The 18,859-nt window shown below is 43.4% G+C and carries 20 protein-coding genes; 14 read left to right on the top strand and 6 right to left on the bottom strand.

Going from position 1 to position 18,859, the window contains the following annotated elements:
* Nucleotides 1-427: 427 nt before the first annotated feature.
* The 3 genes from B5F77_RS14470 to B5F77_RS14460 are packed head-to-tail and all read right to left on the bottom strand — an operon-like array spanning nt 428 to nt 1,789.
* Nucleotides 428-1,156: a DUF4469 domain-containing protein gene (locus tag B5F77_RS14470; RefSeq protein WP_087332031.1), complete on the bottom strand. Its 729-nt coding sequence runs from the start codon at nt 1,154-1,156 to the stop codon at nt 428-430.
* Nucleotides 1,157-1,185: 29 nt separating this feature from the next.
* Complete coding sequence (locus B5F77_RS14465; protein WP_140392901.1) at nt 1,186-1,518, bottom strand: hypothetical protein; 333 nt, start codon at nt 1,516-1,518, stop codon at nt 1,186-1,188.
* A 37-nt stretch (nt 1,519-1,555) separates the two neighbouring features.
* Nucleotides 1,556-1,789 (bottom strand): NVEALA domain-containing protein, encoded by a 234-nt coding sequence (locus tag B5F77_RS14460; RefSeq protein ID WP_140392900.1) that lies wholly within the window; start codon nt 1,787-1,789, stop codon nt 1,556-1,558.
* A 236-nt stretch (nt 1,790-2,025) separates the two neighbouring features.
* Here B5F77_RS14460 and B5F77_RS14455 point away from each other — a divergent pair, with 236 nt between their 5' ends.
* Nucleotides 2,026-3,018 (top strand): hypothetical protein, encoded by a 993-nt coding sequence (locus tag B5F77_RS14455; protein WP_087332027.1) that lies wholly within the window; start codon nt 2,026-2,028, stop codon nt 3,016-3,018.
* Nucleotides 3,019-3,120: 102 nt separating this feature from the next.
* Here B5F77_RS14455 and B5F77_RS14450 read toward each other — a convergent pair whose 3' ends face one another.
* Together B5F77_RS14450 and B5F77_RS14445 are read right to left on the bottom strand one after the other, a co-directional pair.
* Complete coding sequence (locus B5F77_RS14450) at nt 3,121-4,173, bottom strand: BF3164 family lipoprotein (protein WP_087332036.1); 1,053 nt, start codon at nt 4,171-4,173, stop codon at nt 3,121-3,123.
* A gap of 28 nt (nt 4,174-4,201) precedes the next feature.
* The gene (locus B5F77_RS14445; protein WP_162608014.1) at nt 4,202-5,377 is read right to left on the bottom strand and encodes a 6-bladed beta-propeller; all 1,176 of its coding nucleotides are present in this window, start codon (nt 5,375-5,377) and stop codon (nt 4,202-4,204) included.
* Nucleotides 5,378-5,703: 326 nt separating this feature from the next.
* Between B5F77_RS14445 and rpoN the strand changes: the two genes are divergently transcribed.
* The 9 genes from rpoN (at nt 5,704) to B5F77_RS14400 (ending at nt 15,312) form a co-directional block, all read left to right on the top strand.
* Nucleotides 5,704-7,173 carry an RNA polymerase factor sigma-54 gene (gene rpoN / locus B5F77_RS14440; RefSeq protein WP_087332022.1) on the top strand — a complete coding sequence of 490 codons (1,470 nt, stop codon included), beginning with the start codon at nt 5,704-5,706 and terminating at the stop codon, nt 7,171-7,173.
* A 20-nt stretch (nt 7,174-7,193) separates the two neighbouring features.
* A complete protein-coding gene (locus B5F77_RS14435; protein WP_239446379.1) occupies nt 7,194-7,805 on the top strand; it encodes a hypothetical protein in 612 nt (203 codons plus the stop codon).
* A 13-nt stretch (nt 7,806-7,818) separates the two neighbouring features.
* On the top strand, nt 7,819-8,199 hold the full coding sequence (gcvH, locus tag B5F77_RS14430) for a glycine cleavage system protein GcvH (protein WP_087332018.1): 381 nt from the start codon (nt 7,819-7,821) through the stop codon (nt 8,197-8,199).
* Nucleotides 8,200-8,520: 321 nt separating this feature from the next.
* Complete coding sequence (purE, locus tag B5F77_RS14425) at nt 8,521-9,027, top strand: 5-(carboxyamino)imidazole ribonucleotide mutase (protein ID WP_087332016.1); 507 nt, start codon at nt 8,521-8,523, stop codon at nt 9,025-9,027.
* Nucleotides 9,028-9,110: 83 nt separating this feature from the next.
* On the top strand, nt 9,111-10,943 hold the full coding sequence (locus B5F77_RS14420) for a 4-hydroxy-3-methylbut-2-en-1-yl diphosphate synthase (protein ID WP_087332012.1): 1,833 nt from the start codon (nt 9,111-9,113) through the stop codon (nt 10,941-10,943).
* A gap of 59 nt (nt 10,944-11,002) precedes the next feature.
* Nucleotides 11,003-11,434: a dUTP diphosphatase gene (gene dut / locus B5F77_RS14415; protein WP_087332010.1), complete on the top strand. Its 432-nt coding sequence runs from the start codon at nt 11,003-11,005 to the stop codon at nt 11,432-11,434.
* A 15-nt stretch (nt 11,435-11,449) separates the two neighbouring features.
* The gene (locus B5F77_RS14410; protein WP_087332008.1) at nt 11,450-13,210 is read left to right on the top strand and encodes a tetratricopeptide repeat protein; all 1,761 of its coding nucleotides are present in this window, start codon (nt 11,450-11,452) and stop codon (nt 13,208-13,210) included.
* Entirely contained in the window at nt 13,207-14,046 is an 840-nt protein-coding gene (locus tag B5F77_RS14405; RefSeq protein WP_087332006.1) for a DUF4292 domain-containing protein, read from the top strand. The genes B5F77_RS14410 and B5F77_RS14405 overlap by 4 nt, the downstream gene beginning before the upstream one ends.
* Before the next feature lie 39 nt (nt 14,047-14,085).
* Nucleotides 14,086-15,312 carry a peptidoglycan DD-metalloendopeptidase family protein gene (locus B5F77_RS14400; RefSeq protein ID WP_087332004.1) on the top strand — a complete coding sequence of 409 codons (1,227 nt, stop codon included), beginning with the start codon at nt 14,086-14,088 and terminating at the stop codon, nt 15,310-15,312.
* Between the two features lie 21 nt (nt 15,313-15,333).
* On the opposite strand, the gene B5F77_RS14395 is transcribed toward B5F77_RS14400, so the two are convergent.
* A complete protein-coding gene (locus B5F77_RS14395) occupies nt 15,334-16,317 on the bottom strand; it encodes a hypothetical protein (protein WP_140392899.1) in 984 nt (327 codons plus the stop codon).
* A gap of 255 nt (nt 16,318-16,572) precedes the next feature.
* On the opposite strand from B5F77_RS14395, the gene B5F77_RS14390 reads away from it, so the two are divergent.
* The 4 genes from B5F77_RS14390 (at nt 16,573) to B5F77_RS14375 (ending at nt 18,706) form a co-directional block, all read left to right on the top strand.
* A complete protein-coding gene (locus B5F77_RS14390; RefSeq protein WP_087332034.1) occupies nt 16,573-16,806 on the top strand; it encodes an NVEALA domain-containing protein in 234 nt (77 codons plus the stop codon).
* A gap of 37 nt (nt 16,807-16,843) precedes the next feature.
* Entirely contained in the window at nt 16,844-17,176 is a 333-nt protein-coding gene (locus B5F77_RS14385; RefSeq protein ID WP_140392898.1) for a hypothetical protein, read from the top strand.
* A gap of 205 nt (nt 17,177-17,381) precedes the next feature.
* Complete coding sequence (locus B5F77_RS14380) at nt 17,382-17,639, top strand: NVEALA domain-containing protein (RefSeq protein ID WP_087331998.1); 258 nt, start codon at nt 17,382-17,384, stop codon at nt 17,637-17,639.
* 77 nt (nt 17,640-17,716) lie between these two features.
* Nucleotides 17,717-18,706 (top strand): hypothetical protein, encoded by a 990-nt coding sequence (locus B5F77_RS14375; protein ID WP_140392897.1) that lies wholly within the window; start codon nt 17,717-17,719, stop codon nt 18,704-18,706.
* The last annotated feature ends 153 nt before the right edge of the window (nt 18,707-18,859 follow it).

Below are 18,859 nucleotides of genomic sequence, written 5' to 3'. Positions count from 1 at the left end.
CTGTTGCAACAACAGCCACTGATAATATGATCTTTTTCATATTCTTTCTTTTTAAATTTGTTGTTTATAATACTTTTATGAGCCTCTTCCCCAACACTCTCCCTATCGGCAAGATTGCGAGCACGGCGTGTGACCCTATACCGTTCCGTTTTCAAAACTTTTTTGTACCTTTGAGGCGCAATAAGCCTCCTTTCTGTATTAAGTTCGACAATATGGAGGAGGATTTTGGGGAGTTGCCAGCTTGGTGTCAAATTGCGAGTCTGACGAGCTGCAACTCCCTTTTTTCACCCCACTGTTTCATTTTAACATTTGCGTCGATATCGAACGTAGTACTACGTTCGGTGCAGACGTAGTACTATGTTCGAAGGTAACGTAACGCTACGTTCGGTCGTGACGTAGCACTACGTTCGGTATCGACGGAAACTTTTTACTCGACAACCAGCTCGATGGGGCAAACCAACGTGCGCGGCGTCTTCAATAAGGTAGAGGAATTGCTGAAGTAAGTTTCGATTTCCAAGCGATATGTGCCTTCTGTCAAATCGTTCGGGAAGATGAAGATGATTTCCGACGGGTCGTTGACACCCAGTTCGGTCACGGTTTCTGGGGTGTCCAGCGAGTTGTAAAGCGTGATTTCTCCGTCACTACCATCCTCTTTGAGGGCTCGGATTTTGCGCCCGCCAATGCGGATCATGTGTCCGCGCCCGACGTGCCCGTCCGTCCGTTTTGTATTCAAGTCCGTCACGGTCAGGATGGCTGCACCGCCTGTTTCCAATACCCGACCGGAAAATTCCAACGAAACATCCGCCAACGCCTTCCGGAACTCGTCGGAAATGGCCACGTTCACCTGCGGTTTGTTCACATCCGGGTCGACCAATCCTTCGGCTGTGAAACTCCCCACGATAGACGGCATGTAAGTAGCCGCTTTCGTGACCACGATGTTCCCTTGACAAACCTGGCGGATAATCATCTCTTCGACGAACTCCTCGATGTTGGTAATCGTTTGCTGGCGGTATTCGGTACGCTCCTCGGCAATCAGTTTGGCGAGGTCTTCCGGATAGAGCGTCAACACTTTACGCTGCACGGCGGTGTAATCATCCTTGATGTCTGTCGTCAGCAAGTTTTCTTTTAGGTCGAACGACCATTTGTTTTTTGCCATGATCTTAAAGTTTTAAGTTTAACATATTATTATATTGATTTTAAATAGTTTTCTACTTCCCTCCACGAAGCGGCGGGCACCGCGAGGTGGCTTTTCGTCCTGGCCCTGGCCCTCCGGATACTGGCGTACTGGATGGGAATCATGTATTTAATTTGTTTCAATCGAAAATTGAATCGGCTCAGGCAGCAATAGCGGACGTCCCATTTGGTTAGCCGGGGATTCGTCCCGCACAGCCGCTGCACGAATCCCCCGAAGGTATCGTTGGCGAGTACCACCAGCCGCTCCCAATCCCCCTCGTCCATATAGAACGGGGTGGAGCGGAGAGCCTGGAGCAAATCAGTTTGTGCTTGTGTCGGTTTCATGGGCAGAAGTGGAGATTAATATTATTATATGGTATTATTAATCGAGGCTGTAACCTTCGATTCTATATTTTACTTTATGCCCAAAGCAATCAATGCATCCTGGCTGGGCACATGTGATATTTGTAGAACCTTCACCACTGGCTAAGGCATTGATGTTTTCCAATGCCAAATCCGAAACTACTTTATTACCTGTCATCTCATCAGCCATAAAATAGGCGATTCCACTTGCGACACAAATAGCCGCTACTAAAATTTTCATTTTGTTCTTCATCTTTCTTTTGTTTTTCGTATTTTTGTTCATTTATTTTGCTTTTGTATTTAGAAGAAACATCTATCATCCGGTAAATCCGGCAATTGAAATTTCTCAAATGCACAGCAAAAATACATGATTAATTTGAATCGCAATATATAAAAACGAGGAATAAATATGGAATTTTATTTTGTTAAAAATCAGCGATTTTAAATTTGGAATTCCAAGTTTGTTCCCATATAATTAGGAAAAAGGATATGAATAGGGATAAAAAAATAGCATTGGTAACTCTTACAATTGTGGCCATGCTTTTATTGCTGGCGATAGGAGCGTATAGCATATATACATCGGCCCAGAATAGGAAAGAGCTACTGTTTGATAAAAGTACAATAGCATTAAATGAAGCTATCACTATAGAACGGAAACAATATACGGACATAAAGTTTATTCACTACAATGCTTTATTGTCTTCCGATTCCCTTACTGCACAAGAGCAACAGGAATGGGTGGAACAGGAAATTCTTGTGCAAAATGATCCACATAGGTATCGTCTGGATAGCCTTTTCCAAGTAGAATTGGCTGAACAAGGCGTACACATCTGGACAGGTATTCGGTGTAACCGAAACGGGAAGGAAACAAACAGCCAACCAGAAGAAGAATTTCAGCAAGCCAGCCTATTAAAAACAATTGAGTTTCATTCGAAGAAAGGCGATATTATATTGCAAGCCTTTATCAAGATACCCAACCGGATGCTAATATATTGGGAGCATGTTTATATATTGATAGGCATCGCCTTATTAGGAATAGGGATACTTGTTTTGCTTATTTTTCGGAAAGAATATCTACAGCCTGCCTCGTTGAAAGATCTTCAACCTGCGAATTCGGATGTCCAAGTACCCGTAACGTCTGAAAATGTCCAATTAGAACAGCTTACTCCAAGCATTCAATATGATAGAAATCAGTCGGTAGTTATACACAATGGACTAAAAACAACATTAAAGGGCAATATGGCTGTTTATTTTGAGATTTTACTTCGGGCAGAAAACCACAAGGTTACTTATAAACATATTCTTATCGCACTACAGCAGCAGTATAAAATAAAAGATGGTAAAGTTTCCATAGAGGATAGAAACACAATAAGTCATGCCATAAAACAATTGGACAGACAACTGGCTCTCATGGATATTCAAATAAAGAATATTTGGGGCAAAGGCTACCAAATGATATTCCCAGACGAGAGGGAGGAATAATCCTACTCGCGGTATTTGCTCCGCAACGCGTTTATGGATTATTCTTCCCAATAGATTGGATTGATAATATCTAATTTGAATGCCATATACAGCTTTTTTGTTTTACAAAGCATATTCCACCACCGGATTATCATTGTCCATGCTTGTCGTAAACAAGTGATGATCATGTAGTTCTACTCCTGATACGTGGTGGTCTAGCGTATATTGGTGGAGCAATTCGCCCTCTAAGGAGAATACATAAAGGTATTTGCCACCTTCCGGCAACTCTTTTCCCTCCTGAAAAGCCTTTAGCATCTCTTTGAACGACATGCCATCGAAAGAGGCATAAATGCAACTATCGGTCACCCGTACATCCTCAAAGCCTTTGATGCCCGTAGGAATCGCTTCGCCGCCTACCGCTTTAAATACCGGTTCGCCTTCGGGACCAAACAACACCTTATGGAAGCCGGTCTTTCGGTTGTAGATTTCTACCACTTCGCCCAGTTGCGTCACCATGGCCAGCACGCCGTTTCGCGGGTTATAATCCATAAACGTACGCCAAGCCTGCGCCAACGCCGGGCGGTTTTCCAAGTAGGTGGAATCGCGGGTAGGAATAGTGCCTAAGCTTTGCTGGATTTGTCCGTCCATACCGATCTCATGATAACGATATTCCCCTGTGTAATCCGTTACCAGAAAGCCATTTTCCGACTTGCAGAAGTCTAACGTGCGGAGCAAACGCTTATCCAATGGGATTTCTTCCATTCGTGCCACGCTTTTTTGTACCGTATCGACCGACCAGCGGGTGATTTGCATCCGGTTCGCATCCAATACCCACACGGAGTCTACCGAGCAAATCCGCACGCGGTCTCCCGAAAGCATTTCGTCTGGTCCTTCGCCTCGCCGGCCAAACGGTGCAATCAGTTTCCAATCCGGATACGAAAAAGCATATAAGTAGTGTGAATCGTTGTGCAAATCCAAAAGGACAGCTACACCATCTTTAATCTCAATTCGATACGGATAACGGAAAAAAGCGGAATCCGAAGCAATTTCCTGTTTGCAAGTAAGCAGTTCCATCTCTTTGTTCGTCGTATAACCCTCTGACTGGCTAGTTTGTTTACCACAAGAAGTGCTCATCAAAGCGCACCACGCCAAAATACCTAATGCAATACGTTTCATATACACTTTATTTTCTGTTATTTTTATCTCACAATTCATCTTTCTCCCCTTGATAAACCCGCAAAACCGGATTGCTATCAATTTGTAACGAACCTACGACCTTCTTCAACGCTTCGTCTTTCAACTTATCTTGATGTTCCAAATACAGCGCATTGGAGGCAAGCATGAACAATTGACCTTCGTCTGCATAAAAGCTGATTTCATATTCGCTTATATCAAATGCTCCTTCTTGGAAAAGGCTCGTGTCGGTCAATTTAGAAAAGGGAGTAGAGGTCTTGGTTTCCCGATCCAAGCAAAGGTATTTATCCGTTCCGTGATCGAGGTAAGCCAACCATATTTTATCCGGTAAAGCGTAAAGGGAAGAGATGCCAAATGCATAATTGCCAACGGTTACCTTTTGATGAAAATCCATGATATCCTTATATCGTCCGGCTAAAAGGGAAACAGGTATTTTAGCGTTTCCGAAATCCAGGTAATAAGCTGGTACACATTCAGTCGCAGAAATCCGGTAAATAGTGTCGTTGAAATTTTCAGCAAAGAATGTTTCGCCTCCGGTTTGACTTAAATGCGAACCACCCATGAGGTGCAGGAACTCCGCCTTGTTAGGCGCTATCGGATAGAAATGCCGTTCGACTTCACCCGTTTGCAGGTTTACAACCGAAAATTTGCACGCATTCACTTCAGGCGTAATTTGATTGCCACTATACAAAAGGATGTGTGACGCGTCGAGCCATTGCAGGTTCGTACACCAAAAACCTATTTTTATCTCCCGTAAAAACGCCCCTTTGTAATCGTAACACGTCAACCGGCTTTTCCGCATATCCCATATCCAAATTTGTTTATTGGACTTATCTACCGCGAAATCGGCAATGGTTAAATATTCTTCCGGTCCTTCTCCCCGACGTTGGATAGCATGGTGGAAGCGGCCCTTTTTATCGAAAAAGAAGATGGCTTGGTTGCTTCCGATGAGGTAATAATCGTTATCCGCATAAATCCGGTTGGTAAAAGCCACGAGACTACTATCGGTCGTTTCCAAAACTACCGTATGAGCATCCGGAGACAGAGTTTGAAGGTCGAACACTTGTTCTTTCTCTTCTACATTTACTATAGCGAACGTTTCACTTTCTGACGGATGGTTCGTGCATCCGCTTATTCCCCAAATTCCTATCCCAAGCGCCATGATTGTAATCCATTGTCGTTTCATATCTTCTTTTGTTTTATTGGTACATTCCAAACCCTGCATACTCTTTTTTTCTTTCTGAAAACAAAGGTAGACCAAGTGATTGTGGAAACAAAATAAAAAGATAAAAAAATTCAAAATCAATACACCTGATTATCTGTAAAAACATAGGCATGAACGGAGGAGTTTAGAACTATGTTTCCCGGCGATTATAAGACTAAACGAAAACAGACATGGGCATGGTTTTTCAAAGAATCAAAAGTCGTATGCTTTTATTAAACATTTTCGTCTTGGCGATTCGGATGAAAATGCGTATGTTTGCATGTTCATATTTTAAGACAAGGCGTTTTATGTTAAAACAACAACTACGGCAACAATTGCAACAGAAGCTTTCACCGCAACAAATCCAATTGATTCGTTTGCTGGAACTCCCGACTATCGAGCTGGAAGAGAAGGTCAAACATGAATTGGAAGAGAATCCAGCGTTGGAAGAAGGGAAAGACGTACCGGATGATTTTGACCAAACGGATACGAACGAACCGGAAGATACAGACTCTGACCGTACGAACGATAACGAAGCAGAAGCCGATCTCTCGCTGGGCGATTATCTGACCGAAGACGACATACCCGATTATAAATTGCAAGAATTGCGCGACAAGGCGGACAAGAAAGAGGAAATCCCTTTTTCGGTCAGCGAATCGCTCAACGAATATTTACTTCAACAATTAGGCCTTCGCAATCTGCCTGAAAAGGAGATGAAGATTGCCGAATACATCATCGGGAATATTGACGACGATGGATACTTGCGCCGCGATTTGAACGCCATTGCCGACGATTTGATTTTCCAAGCCGGCATGGACATTACTGAGAAGGATATCGAACCGGTATTGCAAACCATCCAGGATTTTGAACCGGCTGGCGTTGGGGCACGCAATTTGAAAGAGTGCTTGCTTATCCAGCTCAGAAAAAAGGAACCTTGCGAGAAAACGCATTATGCGGAGCGTATCTTGAAGGAATATTTCGACGAGTTTACACGAAAGCATTATGATAAAATCTTGCGTGGGTTAAATATTCCGGAAGAAAAGCTGAAAGAGGTCGTACGCGAGATTACGACGCTCAATCCGAAGCCGGGCAATGAATGGGGAGGAACGATGGAATCGGCCATGACGCAAATCGTACCCGATTTTATCGTCGATGCGAACAATGGCGAGATTACTCTTTCGATGAACAACCGCGATATACCCGATTTGCGCGTGAACAAAGAATATGTGGCCATGTTCGAAGACTACTCGAACAACAAAGCCAACCAAACTTCGGAGCGGCGCAATGCCATCCAGTTCGTCAAGCAAAAACTCGATTCGGCGCAATGGTTTATCGATGCCATCAAGCAACGGCAAAATACTCTCCAGCGGACGATGGAAGCCATCATCCAGCTTCAGCGCGATTTCTTCCTGACAGGTGATGAAAGCACGCTCCATCCGATGATACTGAAAGACGTGGCCGAACGGGCGGGTTTCGATATCTCTACCATTTCGCGCGTGAGCAATAGCAAATATGTCCAAACGAACTTCGGCATCTATCCATTGAAATATTTCTTCTCCGAATCGATGCAAACCGATAGCGGCGAAGAAATATCGACACGCGAAGTCAAAAAGATTATGAAAGAGCATATCGACGCGGAAGATAAACGAAAACCTTTGACCGACGAAGAGTTAGCCTCTATTCTAAAGGAAAAAGGGTACGTTATTGCGCGAAGGACAGTCGCTAAATATCGTGAACAATTGGGCTTGCCTGTTGCTCGTCTTCGAAAAGAGATATAATTTTGCAGGCAATGAAGACGATGGCAAACATATTATCCGGCTTGTTCCACCCGTTGTTGATGGCCACATACGGGATGGGATTGGCGTTTATGTCCACTTACCTGGTAATTTATCCTTTGCCACTCAAACTTTGGATTCTTTCGGGCGTATTCCTGATGACGGCGGCTTTGCCTGCCTTGTTCATCTATTTGATGTTTCAGCTCAAAGCAGATGCCGATTGGAGTTTGGACCAGCGTCGTCGGCGAACATTGCCCTATCTGGTTTATATCGGAGGCAGTGTAGCAAGTGCACTCTTCCTTTACAAGATGTTGATGCCTTTCTGGATTTCTGCCATGTTCTTAGGGGTAGCTATCGCCATGTTGCTGGCTTTATGCATTAATTTCTTCTGGAAAATAAGCGCGCACATGATTGGATTGGGCGGCTTGTTGGGTGGAATGATGGGCGTAGCACGTATGTATTTCATGAACCCGTATATAGGCTTCATGATTGTATTGTTGGTAGGAGGCCTGGTTGGTTCGGCACGTTTGATATTGCAAAAACATACGTGCGGGCAGCTCTTGGCCGGATATGGATTGGGATTTATAAGTATTTATATATCTTCATTATTGAGTTATTTCTATTTTTTCATTTAAAACACGAAAAGACATGAATTTTCCAACAGATGTAAAGTACACGAAGGACCATGAATGGATCCGTGTAGATGGTGATGTAGCTTATGTGGGTATTACGGATTATGCCCAAAGCGAATTAGGTGAAATTGTCTATGTAGACATTACGACAGAAGGCGAAACGGTGGCCAAAGAGGAGGCTTTCGGTACCATCGAAGCTGTAAAAACCGTATCCGATCTGTTTATGCCCGTGAGTGGTGAAGTCCTCGAAGTTAATCCGGAGTTGGAGGATGCTCCGCAACTTGTCAACGAGGATGCGTATGGCAAGGGTTGGATTATCAAAATCTCCGTTTCGAATCCGGCTGAATTGGACGAACTCCTTGACGCGGCTGAATACGAGAAAACGATTAACAAATAATCTGTCCTCGGTATAGATGATTGTCAAATCGTCATTCGAAAGATAGATTTTATAACAAAAAGAAGCTGGAAAACGCAAAATGAATCATTTTATTGTTTCCAGCTTCTGGAAGCATACAAATTGTTTATTTTGACATTTCCAGCAGCTGGAAACGATAAAATCATTCATTTAGGAGATTCCAGCGGCTGGAAAGCGTAAAATGACCTATTTTGAAGATTCCAGAAGCTGGAGCGCCTAAAATCTTAAATGGAGGCGATTCCAGCATGAAACAAGTGCAAAGACATTCATTTTAAATGTTCTATTTTCAATTCTAAGAAAAAAATGACTCCAATAGTTAGTATTATCATGGGCAGTACTTCCGACCTGCCCGTTATGGAAAAGGCGGCGAAGTTCCTCGACGAGATGGAAATCCCGTTTGAGATGCATGCCCTCTCTGCTCACCGCACGCCGGAAGAGGTGGAGAAATTTGCCAAAGGCGCGAAAGAACGTGGCATCAAAGTGATTATCGCCGCGGCAGGCATGGCAGCACACTTGTGCGGCGTGATTGCCTCGATGACGACTGTGCCGGTAATCGGCGTGCCCATCAATTCGACATTAGACGGCATGGACGCACTCCTCGCCATCGTACAGATGCCTCCCGGAATCCCCGTGGCGACCGTAGGTATCAACGCTTCGTTGAATGCCGGCATCCTCGCAGTGCAAATGTTGGCCGTGGGCGACGAAGCCTTGCAGGCAAAACTGGCACAATACAAAGAGAATTTGAAGCAGAAAATCGTGAAGGCCAACGAAGACTTGGCAAAAGTAACGTACAAATATAAAACGAATTAAATTGACAATGGAGAATTGACAATTGACAATTGGAACGACTCCTCCCATTGTCCATTGTCCATTGTCCATTGTCCATTGTAAATATGGACTGTTTTAACTATTCTCGCCGTAAATCCTCTGTCGTGCAAATCGGAAATACGCCGATGGGCGGAGAGAATCCGATACGTATTCAGTCGATGGCGAATGTCTCGACCATGGACACCGAGGCCGCCGTAGCACAAGCTATCCGCATGATTGACGCCGGTGCCGAGTATGTGCGCTTCACGGCTCAAGGCGAACGCGAAGCACACAATTTGGGTAATATCCGACGCATCCTGAACGAGAAAGGTTATACGACACCGCTCGTCGCCGATATCCATTTTAACCCGAAAGCTGCCGATGCTGCCGCTACGGAGGTGGAAAAGGTGCGCATCAATCCGGGTAACTACGTGGATCGCGTCAAGACCTTCAGCCATACGGAATATACGGACGAAGAATATGCCGCCGAGCTGCAAAAGATTCGCGACCGCTTCGTTCCGTTTCTGAACATTTGCAAGGAGCATCATACGGCAATCCGCATCGGCGTGAACCACGGTTCGCTTTCCGACCGCATCATGAGCCGTTACGGAGATACGCCGCGCGGTATGGTGGAATCCTGCATGGAATTCTTACGTATCTGCCGGGATGAAGACTTTGCGGACGTAGTTATCTCTATCAAAGCCTCGAATACCGTTGTGATGGTGAAGACCGTCCGTCTACTGGTCGAGACGATGGACAAAGAGAGCATGAATTACCCTTTACACTTAGGTGTTACTGAAGCGGGTGATGGCGAAGACGGACGCATCAAGAGCGCGGTAGGAATCGGTGCCTTGTTGGCCGACGGAATCGGCGATACCATTCGCGTTTCCCTCAGCGAAGAGCCGGAAGCAGAGATTCCCGTTGCCCAAAAACTGGTAGATTATATTCTCGAACGCGAAGGGCATCAACCTATTCAGGGCGAGATAGCACCGGCTTATGACCCAATCTCCTGCGAACGTCGGCGGACGCGCATTGTGGAAGGTATCGGTTCTGGTTGCCTTCCGATTGTTATCTCTGACCGTTCGCAAGGCGATTTTGAATTCCATCCGCAAGCACATCCTGATTTCTTGTATATTGGCCAAGAAAATCCGGATAACCTGCCTGACCATTTCCGCCTTTTAGTTGATGCGCCTTGCTGGCAACCTCGCCCGAACGCATTCCCTTGCTTTATTGCTTCGGAAGCCGAAGAAATGAGCAAGTTAAATGCACCGTTGAAGTTTATCCGATTGACGTATGCTGATCTGACGGATAATAGACTTCGTATTTTGCGGGAAGATAAAACAGTTGTTATAATCCTAAGCACGCATCATCGGAACGGCGTAGGTGAGCAACGTGCGGCATTGCATCGGCTTTGGCGTGCGGGTATAGATGTACCGGTCGTACTCCATCGTGAATATGATGAAAAAGAGATCGAATTGCTTCAATTAAAAGCGTCTGCCGATTTGGGCGCTTTGCTTTTAGATGGATTTGGCGATGGCGTCATGTTGCACGACGAACGTATTCCTGCTTCTGTCTTGGATAATACGATGTTTGGTATCTTGCAAGCCGCGAAAGTACGTATTAGCAAAACAGAATACATCTCTTGCCCCAGTTGCGGACGTACATTGTATGACCTTCAAACGACGATTGCCCGTATAAAAGAGGCTACCTCGCATTTGAAAGGTTTAAAGATAGGAATTATGGGATGTATTGTGAATGGCCCGGGCGAAATGGCGGATGCCGATTATGGCTACGTCGGTGCCGGCGTGAATCGTATTAGCCTTTACAAAGGAAAGACTTGCGTATTGAAGAATATTCCCGAGGAAGAGGCTGTCGAACGTTTGGTGCAATTGATAAAAGATAACGGTGATTGGCGGTAAAGATAACGAGAAACGATTTCGATTATAACTATAAACGATTTCAAACATAACGAGAAAATATGAAGGTAGCAATTATCAATAAATCCCATCATCCCTTGCCCAGCTATGCGACACCGCTATCGGCAGGAATGGATATCCGGGCGAATCTCTCGGAACCCGTAGAAATTAAGCCATTAGAACGGAAGTTAATCCCGACAGGCTTATATATCGCTTTGCCGGAAGGATACGAAGCGCAGATGCGTCCGCGGAGTGGTTTGGCGCTGAAACATGGCATCACACTCTTGAATACGCCAGGCACGATTGATGCGGATTACCGTGGGGAGATTGGAATTATCTTGGTAAATCTCTCGAACGAGCCCTTTGTGGTGAACGATGGCGAGCGAATTTGCCAGATGGTCATTGCCGCTTATGAGCAAGTAGAATGGCAACCCGTCGAGGTATTGGGCGAAACCGAACGTGGTGCGGGCGGATTTGGACATACAGGTAGGTAATATTAAAAATAAAGAATGAAAAACAAAAATATACATCAGATTGTTTGTGCGGGTGTTTTATTACTTGCCCTGCTTCCTTCCTTCGCGTATGCTACAAATGTAAAGAAAGCAGATTGCGGGGAGAAGTTGGATTACGCCACGCAACGCAAATTCGATTACTTCTTTTATGAAGGCGAAAAGTTGAAGAATGCGGGGAAATATGATGCTGCATTCGATATGTTTTCCTATTGTTTGGAAATGGATTCGACTTCATCGGCTGCTTTATTCGAGCTTTCGATGTTTTATATTCAACGCAATCGTCCGCAGACGGCCGTGGAGATGCTTAAAAAAGCTGTGGCAAACGATAGCGGAAATTTTACCTATCGCATTACGTTGGCCGGATTGTATCGTAATTTAGGCATGTATGGCGAAGCTTCATCGGCTTACGAAGAATTGGTAAAGCAATATCCGGAAAAGAGCGAACTCAACTATTACCTGGCAGATTCCTTTACGCAAGAAGGTGAAATAGGAAAAGCGATAGATGCCTACGACGCGTTGGAATCGACTCTCGGAATGAGTGAAATGCTTTCGCTCCAGAAATACAAACTCTATCAATCCATCAACCAGCCGGATAGTGCTTTTATGGAGATAGAAAAACTCGCTAAAAAATACCCGATGAACGCCCGTTATCAATTACTTATGGGTGATTTACATCTGGAAAATAATGAATTGGAAAAGGCATTGGCTTGCTATCAGAAAGCACATGAAATAGATGCTAACGATCCGCGTTATATTGTTTCGATGGCGAATTATTATGATGCGAAAGGAGATAAAGAGGCCGCTGAGAATGAGATTCGTGCAGCATTAACAAATGCCGAGTTAGACGTAGATACCAAAGTGGCTATCCTTTCGCGTTATATTCAACGTTTGCAACAAACCGAACAAGGGCTGGACAAGGCGAACCTCCTTTTTCTCACGTTGCTCGACCAACATCCGGAAGACGTGGAGTTAAAACTCATGTATGGAAGCTTGCTTTTGCTCCAGGATAAAAGAGAGGAAGCCAAGTTCCAATTCCAACTCGTGACAGAGATGGATCCAAGTAATGAAAGTGCGTGGCAACAAATGCTTAATATGGCATTGAAAGCGGAAGACGTACCAGAAATCCTTCGCATTTGTCAGAAATGCATGGAACTTTTCCCTGAATCGCCTGAATATTATTTCTATCTGGGCATCGGTTATTACCAAAAAGAGGATTATCAAAAAGCATTGGAGACTTATCAGGAGGGATTAAAGGTAATTCCAAAAGAAAATCGAGTACTTATTTCCAATTTTTACGGACAAATAGGCGACCTTTATTATCAAATGGGCAACATGGAAGATACCTATAAAGCCTATGACCAAGCCTTGAAGTATAATGAAAATAATGCTTTTGTTCTCAACAATTATAGTTATTTTCTAACCTTGGACAAAAAGGATTTGAAAAAAGCAGAACGCATGGCTGCTCTCTGTATTAAATTGGAGCCGAACAATGCTACTTATCTCGATACTTACGCATGGGTTTTCTTTATGCAAGGCAATTATACGTTGGCCAAGATATACATCGAAAATGCGCTTTCCAAAGACACAGAAAAAAGCGCTGAATTGGTAGATCATTATGGCGATATATTATTTATGCTCGGAGATAAAGAAAAGGCCGTAGAACAATGGAAAAAGGCTAAAGAAATGGGTAAAGAGTCGAAGATATTGGACGAAAAAATTGAAAAAGGTATTTACATCGAAGATACAGAAGCAAAATGAAACGGATTGGACTTATCAGCATAATTTGTCTTGGGGTATTTTTGAGCGGATGTAAAACCAGCCGTGAAGGTATGAGTACAGGTAAAGCAAATACCAAAGCGTTGCGGGAGTTTGTCGCTTCTATGCAAGAGCAGGCATTGCATTTTCACACTTTTTCGGCACGGCTGAATGTGGATTTGGAAATGTCAGGAAAACAGGTTAGTTCACGAGTTGAGATGAAGCTTGTAAGGGATAGCATACTCCAACTTTCCGTTCAACCTTTTCTGGGTATCGAGGTATTTCGTTTGCAACTCACACCGGATAGTCTCAAGGCATTAGATCGTATGAATCGTCGTTATGTTGCCGAAGAATATAGCAGCCTCAAACGACAGATTCCAATTGATTTCAATTTCTATAATTTGCAAGCATTGTTCATCAATCATCTTTTTTTGCCTGGTGAACGGGATGTTTTCGATGATTTCCTCTATGACCATTTCCGATTGGAACGTGAGGGCTTTATTACCCGTCTGCATGCTGAAGATCGCCTGGATATCCATTATCTTTTCGAGGCAGATAGCGAGGAGAAACTGCTTTCTACGACCATTACTGAACCTGCTGGCGTTTATGCGTTACAATGGAAGTATAGTGATTTTCAATCTGTCATTACAGATGCCGATCTTTTTCCTCGGAAAATGGACGTATCGCTTTTAAAAAATACTGCTCGACAGGGAGGTATGACGCTCTATTATTCACGCCTTCAATTGGATAAACCGCTGAATATGGATTTTCCTATTTCATCGAAATACAAACGTGTTTCGTTAGCCGAAATAGAGAAGTTATTGGTACCTAATCCTTGATTCTTATTTTTAATTATTAATCTTTGATTCTTTTTGGTTATGCGCTACGTTTGGTTTCTTTTATTCATGTGCTTTTGTGAGGTTGTTTTAGCCCAAAATTCGACCCGTGTACAAGAATTGGAAAAACAACGCAAGGAAGCGTTGGCAGAAGTAGAGCGCATTAATGGGCTAATCGATCAGACACAGGCTACTACTAAAGATTACCTTCGTCGCCTGAATCTTCTTTCTGAACAGATTCTTTCTCGTAAGAAAGTCATCAGTTTGTTGGGACAAGAGGTGGAGGCTATTAATATGGAAATGAGAGAAATGAGCCGACAAATTCGTCGTTTGGAAGGAGAATTGGAAGAGAAACAGCAAAATTATGGCAAATCGGTACGTAGTATGTATCGCCGTCAGGCGTCGCAAGATAAATTATTGTTTATTCTTTCGGCAGAGAACTTTGCGCAATCGCTTCGTCGCCTTCGTTATCTTCGTGAATATGCCGCTTGGCAAAAGCGACAGGCTTCGGAAATCGTGGAGAAACAAACGGAGATTACCCAAAAGCGGAACGCGTTGACTCAAACCCGCCAAGAAAAACAGCAACTTCTTGCCCAACAAGAAAGGGAGCGGAAGCAACTTCAATCTGAAGAGACGAACCAACAGAAGGAGGTGAAGATGCTGAATAAAAAGAAATCACAACTTCAAGCGCAACTTCGCGAGAAGCAGAAACAGGCGCAGCAATTAGATCGACTCATCCAAGAGCAGATTGCTCGAGAAATAGCAGAAGCTAATAAGAAAAAAGCAGCAGATAAGCAGCGTCAAGCGGATGTGAAAGGTGGTTATGCCATGACAAAAGTAGAAAAAGCTCTTTCAGACAATTTTGCAGCCAACCGCGGCCGTTTGCCTTATCCTGTCGCAGGTTCGTATACCATCATTTCCCGCTTTGGGGAGCAGCAACATGAGCAGTTGAAGTATGTCCGTACCAACAATAATGGAATTGATATTCAGACAGCTCCAGGGACTGATGCCCGGGCGGTCTTCAAAGGTGTAGTGACGCGTATCTTTACCGTCCCCGGCTTCAATCATTCTATCATTGTGCGCCATGGAAACTACCTTACGGTCTATAGTAACCTTAGCCAAGTGTATGTTAAGACGGGTGACCATGTTGATACACGCCAAGCCCTCGGTCGTATTTTTTCTGATCCGGAAGAGAGCAATGCTACTATCCTTCATTTCCAATTATGGAAGGAAAAGACGAAACTCAACCCTGTGCCTTGGCTGGACTAAGTGAGCTTAGTTTCCTCTTCTTTAGTTGGCCTCGTCCGGGAATATCATTTGGTAGCCAGTCTTTTTAATATTACGAAATTCAATGCCAAGAGAATGTAGCTGTTCTCTTAGAGGTTTAATAGCTTTATGTATTCGGTTCAAATCTTTATCAGATAAGTCCTTCCTGGAATATCCCTGCATCTCCGCTATCTCTTCATACTTTACAAGGTAATGCGGTTTCTTCAAAAACGCATTGAATAATTCTTTACTCAAGCCTTTTAACGATTGTTCCGAGTTGTACTTTTCATTTCGTACCATATCATATTGTTCGTCATATAAAATAGAAGGAGATAATCGTTGCCATGGCGTTAACGTTTCTGAGACGTTTTCCCGATAGGCCAGCCACTTTCTTCTTTCCTTCCAGAACTGATATAAAGAAAAAAGCATTCCTAACGCGCCCAAACTGAAAAAGAAATAGGGATGCCATCCGCCAGCGTTCAGATTAGACATTTGCACGTATGCTTGCAACACGAAAGGCGGTTTTTTCGCCAAAACCCGAAAAGAATATTGTTTTACAAGTTCCATCGTTTGCAATTCATTCGCAGAACAGCTGGTACCTTTCAAGGAATCCCCCAGACTATAACGGATAGCACTTACGCAAGTCAAACCTCTTTGTTTCAATTCCGCATCATAGAGGCTATCCAAACAATGCCGATTCGGATCCTGTCGGCTCAAGTATATTTGGATCATATGATTTGTCTTTTCATCTAAAGAGATCAAAGCTCCGTCTGGAGATTGGGTTGCATCATATTTTATGAACACCTGTTTACAATACAACATTTTTTCTTTCATGATTGCTGTATCCAACGCAGCCGCCATCTCATCCCAAATCCGGTCCTTTTTTTGGGCATGCCAAACATGGCTTACTGGTCCAGTCAACAATAAAACCAACGATACGACAAATAGAGTACCCCATCCAATCGTTGTTCTTAGTTCTTTATTTGTTTGTTCCAAGTCTTCATTCATTGGTAAACCTTCATTTTTTTGTTCGTTTATAATCTACTTAAAATTAACACTCTGAACGAAAAAGGAAATGATTCTGCACCATTTCTACCCTCTATTCAGAAAAACTTCCCCGTTTTTATTTGGAAGCGTACCCCCAATACTATACTTTTGAACCGATTTCGAAAAATCCCGTAACAGCATTTCAAATGCACGGGAATTTTCGGGAACAAAGATAAGAAAAAACGAAAATGTAAACAGACAAACAGAATGAAGAATATGAAACAAAAAAGTAAGATTTTAGCCGTAATGGCTATTTGCATTATGGGTATGGTAGGCCTCTATCAAGTGCACAATGCGAAGGAGAAACAGCCGCTTTCAGATTTGGCATTGGAGAATATCAATGCTTTGGCCAGTGGTGAAAATGGAAATGTGTATTGCATAGGTAGGGGCGATATCGAATGTTTAGGGAACCGAGTTGAATTCAGATATGATGGCTTCAGCCTCGATTAGTAATACCTTATTATATTAGTAATCTCCACTTCTGCCCATGAAACCGACACAAGCACAAACTGATTTGCTCCAGGCTCTCCGCTCCACCCCGTTCTATATGGACGAGGGGGATTGGGAGCGGCTGGTGGCGCTCGCCAACGATACCTTCGGGGGATTCGTGCAGCGGCTGTGCGGGACGAATCCCCGGCTAACCAAGTGGGACGTCCGCTATTGCTGCCTGAGCCGATTCAATTTCCGATTGAAACAAATCAAACACATGATTCCCATCCAGTACGCCAGTATCCGGAGGGCCAGGGCCAGGACGAAAAGCCACCTCGCGGTGCCCGCCGCTTCGTGGAGGGAAGTAGAAAACTACTTGAAAACAGTATGAAGGAAGAAAAAAGGGAGTTGCCGCTTTATGAGACTCGCAATCCTATTATGCTGACAACTTTCCAGGTTCCTCACTAATATTAATGCAAATAAGAAAGGAGGTGATAGCGGTTACAAAAGTAATGATTTTTACTTGAAAAAGGAACTGTATTTATGAATTGGGAATTTGAAAACATTTAAGTGCTAATTTATTAAAGAATAAGACGATGAAAAAGTATATTTTGTCAATAGCTGTCGTTACGACAGCGGTTATCGCAGGTTGGAATTACCAACAGAATCAACAGCGTATGGAATTATCTGATCTTGCTTTAGAAAACATAGAGGCATTAGCCAGTGGCGAATTGCCTCCTAATTGCAGAGCTGTTTGGAATAAAACGTGTTGTGTGGTAGGCAGTACCCATCACACATATTGTGAAGCAAGCGGTAGTGGCGCTTCAACAAGATCATGTAGCCATAGTTATTGAGAAATCTATAAATTTATGTATAGGCTATGTCTGCCATGAGGTTGTTTATAGCCTATACATTATAATAAAAGAAAAATATGAAGAACGCACTTATCATATTAACCCTGATACTACTGGCAAGTTGCCAGCAAAAACAGATAGAGCATACTTTCCTCACGCCTGAGATTGTCTGCGATAGCATTTATACTTCACTACCTGGTGAAATGGTGGTATGCGATAATTATTTAGCTTGGGCAGATCCTTTTACTATCAATAACTACCTGCACATTGTTGATTTGAATACAGGAAAAGAGATTGGCCAAATGGGGAAAAAGGGGCAAGGTCCCAAAGAGTTTACCTCGCCTCTGTTAAGCTGCATTGTAAAAGACCGTTGCTTTCGGGTCGAAGATGCGAACACCTCCCGCCGGGCTTTATTTTCGATAGATAGCTTGCTGCAAGGACGGGACTATTATATAGAATTACCTAAATCAGAAGGATTCAAAGGCGTAGAACTGGAAGAAGATATGTATTTTAAAGATGCTCCAGACAGCATACCCTACTATTTCGAATTGACTGTAAATGGCCAAACGGTTTATTTTGGCAATTATCCTATAGAAAACGAACGTTTCCATATGGGTGGAAATATTGCTTATGATCCTTTGAAGGGGTGTTTAGTATATGCGTCATGGGTTTTTCCTTATATGGCTGTTTACCAAAAGGAAGGAAATACATTTAAGCTATTACACGAACGGAAAAAGGTACCCGATTATCGCGTAGTAGATGATGAATTGTATTTGGAGGAGAGGGAAAGGGCAGGTGTATTTAGCGTTATCCAGTTGAAGGATTATATTGTTACGTTAGAGCGGGATTATCATACCGACAATACCAACGAAATGACAGTAGGCAGGGATTTCACGAAATGCCCCCAGACTCTCTTTTTGTATGATTACGAATTAAATCTAAAGAAGATAGTAAACCTGCGTATGCCTATCGTGCGAATAACCGGAACACCCAAAGACAACATGGTATACGCCATGGTGGTCAATCCGGAATTTACGCTGGTAAAATGCGATTTGGTAAACAAATAAAAACGAGATAATTAACTTTATTTTTAACCCTAAAATTTAATTCCTATGGTCCTAATTGTTAAAGGCCGTGAATTCATGTGGCCGCTTACGCTGCGTGAAAACACCATCACCGTGGATGACAAAGAGGATTACACGGCGTCTATCAAGAAGTAT

The organism is Parabacteroides sp. An277 (assembly GCF_002159645.1).
Lineage (GTDB): Bacteria > Bacteroidota > Bacteroidia > Bacteroidales > Tannerellaceae > Parabacteroides.
Note: the sequence above shows the minus strand (reverse complement) of the source record. Positions and strands in the feature narration are given on the sequence as shown.

Coding starts and splice junctions, on each gene's coding strand:
- B5F77_RS14420 (WP_087332012.1), top strand. CDS start 9,111: ATGGACTGTTTTAACTATTCTCGCCGTAAATCCTCTGTCGTGCAAATC.
- rpoN (WP_087332022.1), top strand. CDS start 5,704: ATGTTAAAACAACAACTACGGCAACAATTGCAACAGAAGCTTTCACCG.
- B5F77_RS14470 (WP_087332031.1), bottom strand. CDS start 1,156: ATGGCAAAAAACAAATGGTCGTTCGACCTAAAAGAAAACTTGCTGACG.
- B5F77_RS14445 (WP_162608014.1), bottom strand. CDS start 5,377: ATGAAACGACAATGGATTACAATCATGGCGCTTGGGATAGGAATTTGG.
- B5F77_RS14410 (WP_087332008.1), top strand. CDS start 11,450: ATGAAAAACAAAAATATACATCAGATTGTTTGTGCGGGTGTTTTATTA.
- B5F77_RS14380 (WP_087331998.1), top strand. CDS start 17,382: ATGAAAAAGTATATTTTGTCAATAGCTGTCGTTACGACAGCGGTTATC.
- B5F77_RS14375 (WP_140392897.1), top strand. CDS start 17,717: ATGAAGAACGCACTTATCATATTAACCCTGATACTACTGGCAAGTTGC.
- B5F77_RS14400 (WP_087332004.1), top strand. CDS start 14,086: ATGCGCTACGTTTGGTTTCTTTTATTCATGTGCTTTTGTGAGGTTGTT.
- B5F77_RS14390 (WP_087332034.1), top strand. CDS start 16,573: ATGAAACAAAAAAGTAAGATTTTAGCCGTAATGGCTATTTGCATTATG.
- B5F77_RS14465 (WP_140392901.1), bottom strand. CDS start 1,518: ATGAAACCGACACAAGCACAAACTGATTTGCTCCAGGCTCTCCGCTCC.
- B5F77_RS14395 (WP_140392899.1), bottom strand. CDS start 16,317: ATGAATGAAGACTTGGAACAAACAAATAAAGAACTAAGAACAACGATT.
- B5F77_RS14450 (WP_087332036.1), bottom strand. CDS start 4,173: ATGAAACGTATTGCATTAGGTATTTTGGCGTGGTGCGCTTTGATGAGC.
- B5F77_RS14435 (WP_239446379.1), top strand. CDS start 7,194: ATGGCAAACATATTATCCGGCTTGTTCCACCCGTTGTTGATGGCCACA.
- B5F77_RS14385 (WP_140392898.1), top strand. CDS start 16,844: ATGAAACCGACACAAGCACAAACTGATTTGCTCCAGGCTCTCCGCTCC.
- B5F77_RS14405 (WP_087332006.1), top strand. CDS start 13,207: ATGAAACGGATTGGACTTATCAGCATAATTTGTCTTGGGGTATTTTTG.
- purE (WP_087332016.1), top strand. CDS start 8,521: ATGACTCCAATAGTTAGTATTATCATGGGCAGTACTTCCGACCTGCCC.
- gcvH (WP_087332018.1), top strand. CDS start 7,819: ATGAATTTTCCAACAGATGTAAAGTACACGAAGGACCATGAATGGATC.
- B5F77_RS14460 (WP_140392900.1), bottom strand. CDS start 1,789: ATGAAGAACAAAATGAAAATTTTAGTAGCGGCTATTTGTGTCGCAAGT.
- dut (WP_087332010.1), top strand. CDS start 11,003: ATGAAGGTAGCAATTATCAATAAATCCCATCATCCCTTGCCCAGCTAT.
- B5F77_RS14455 (WP_087332027.1), top strand. CDS start 2,026: ATGAATAGGGATAAAAAAATAGCATTGGTAACTCTTACAATTGTGGCC.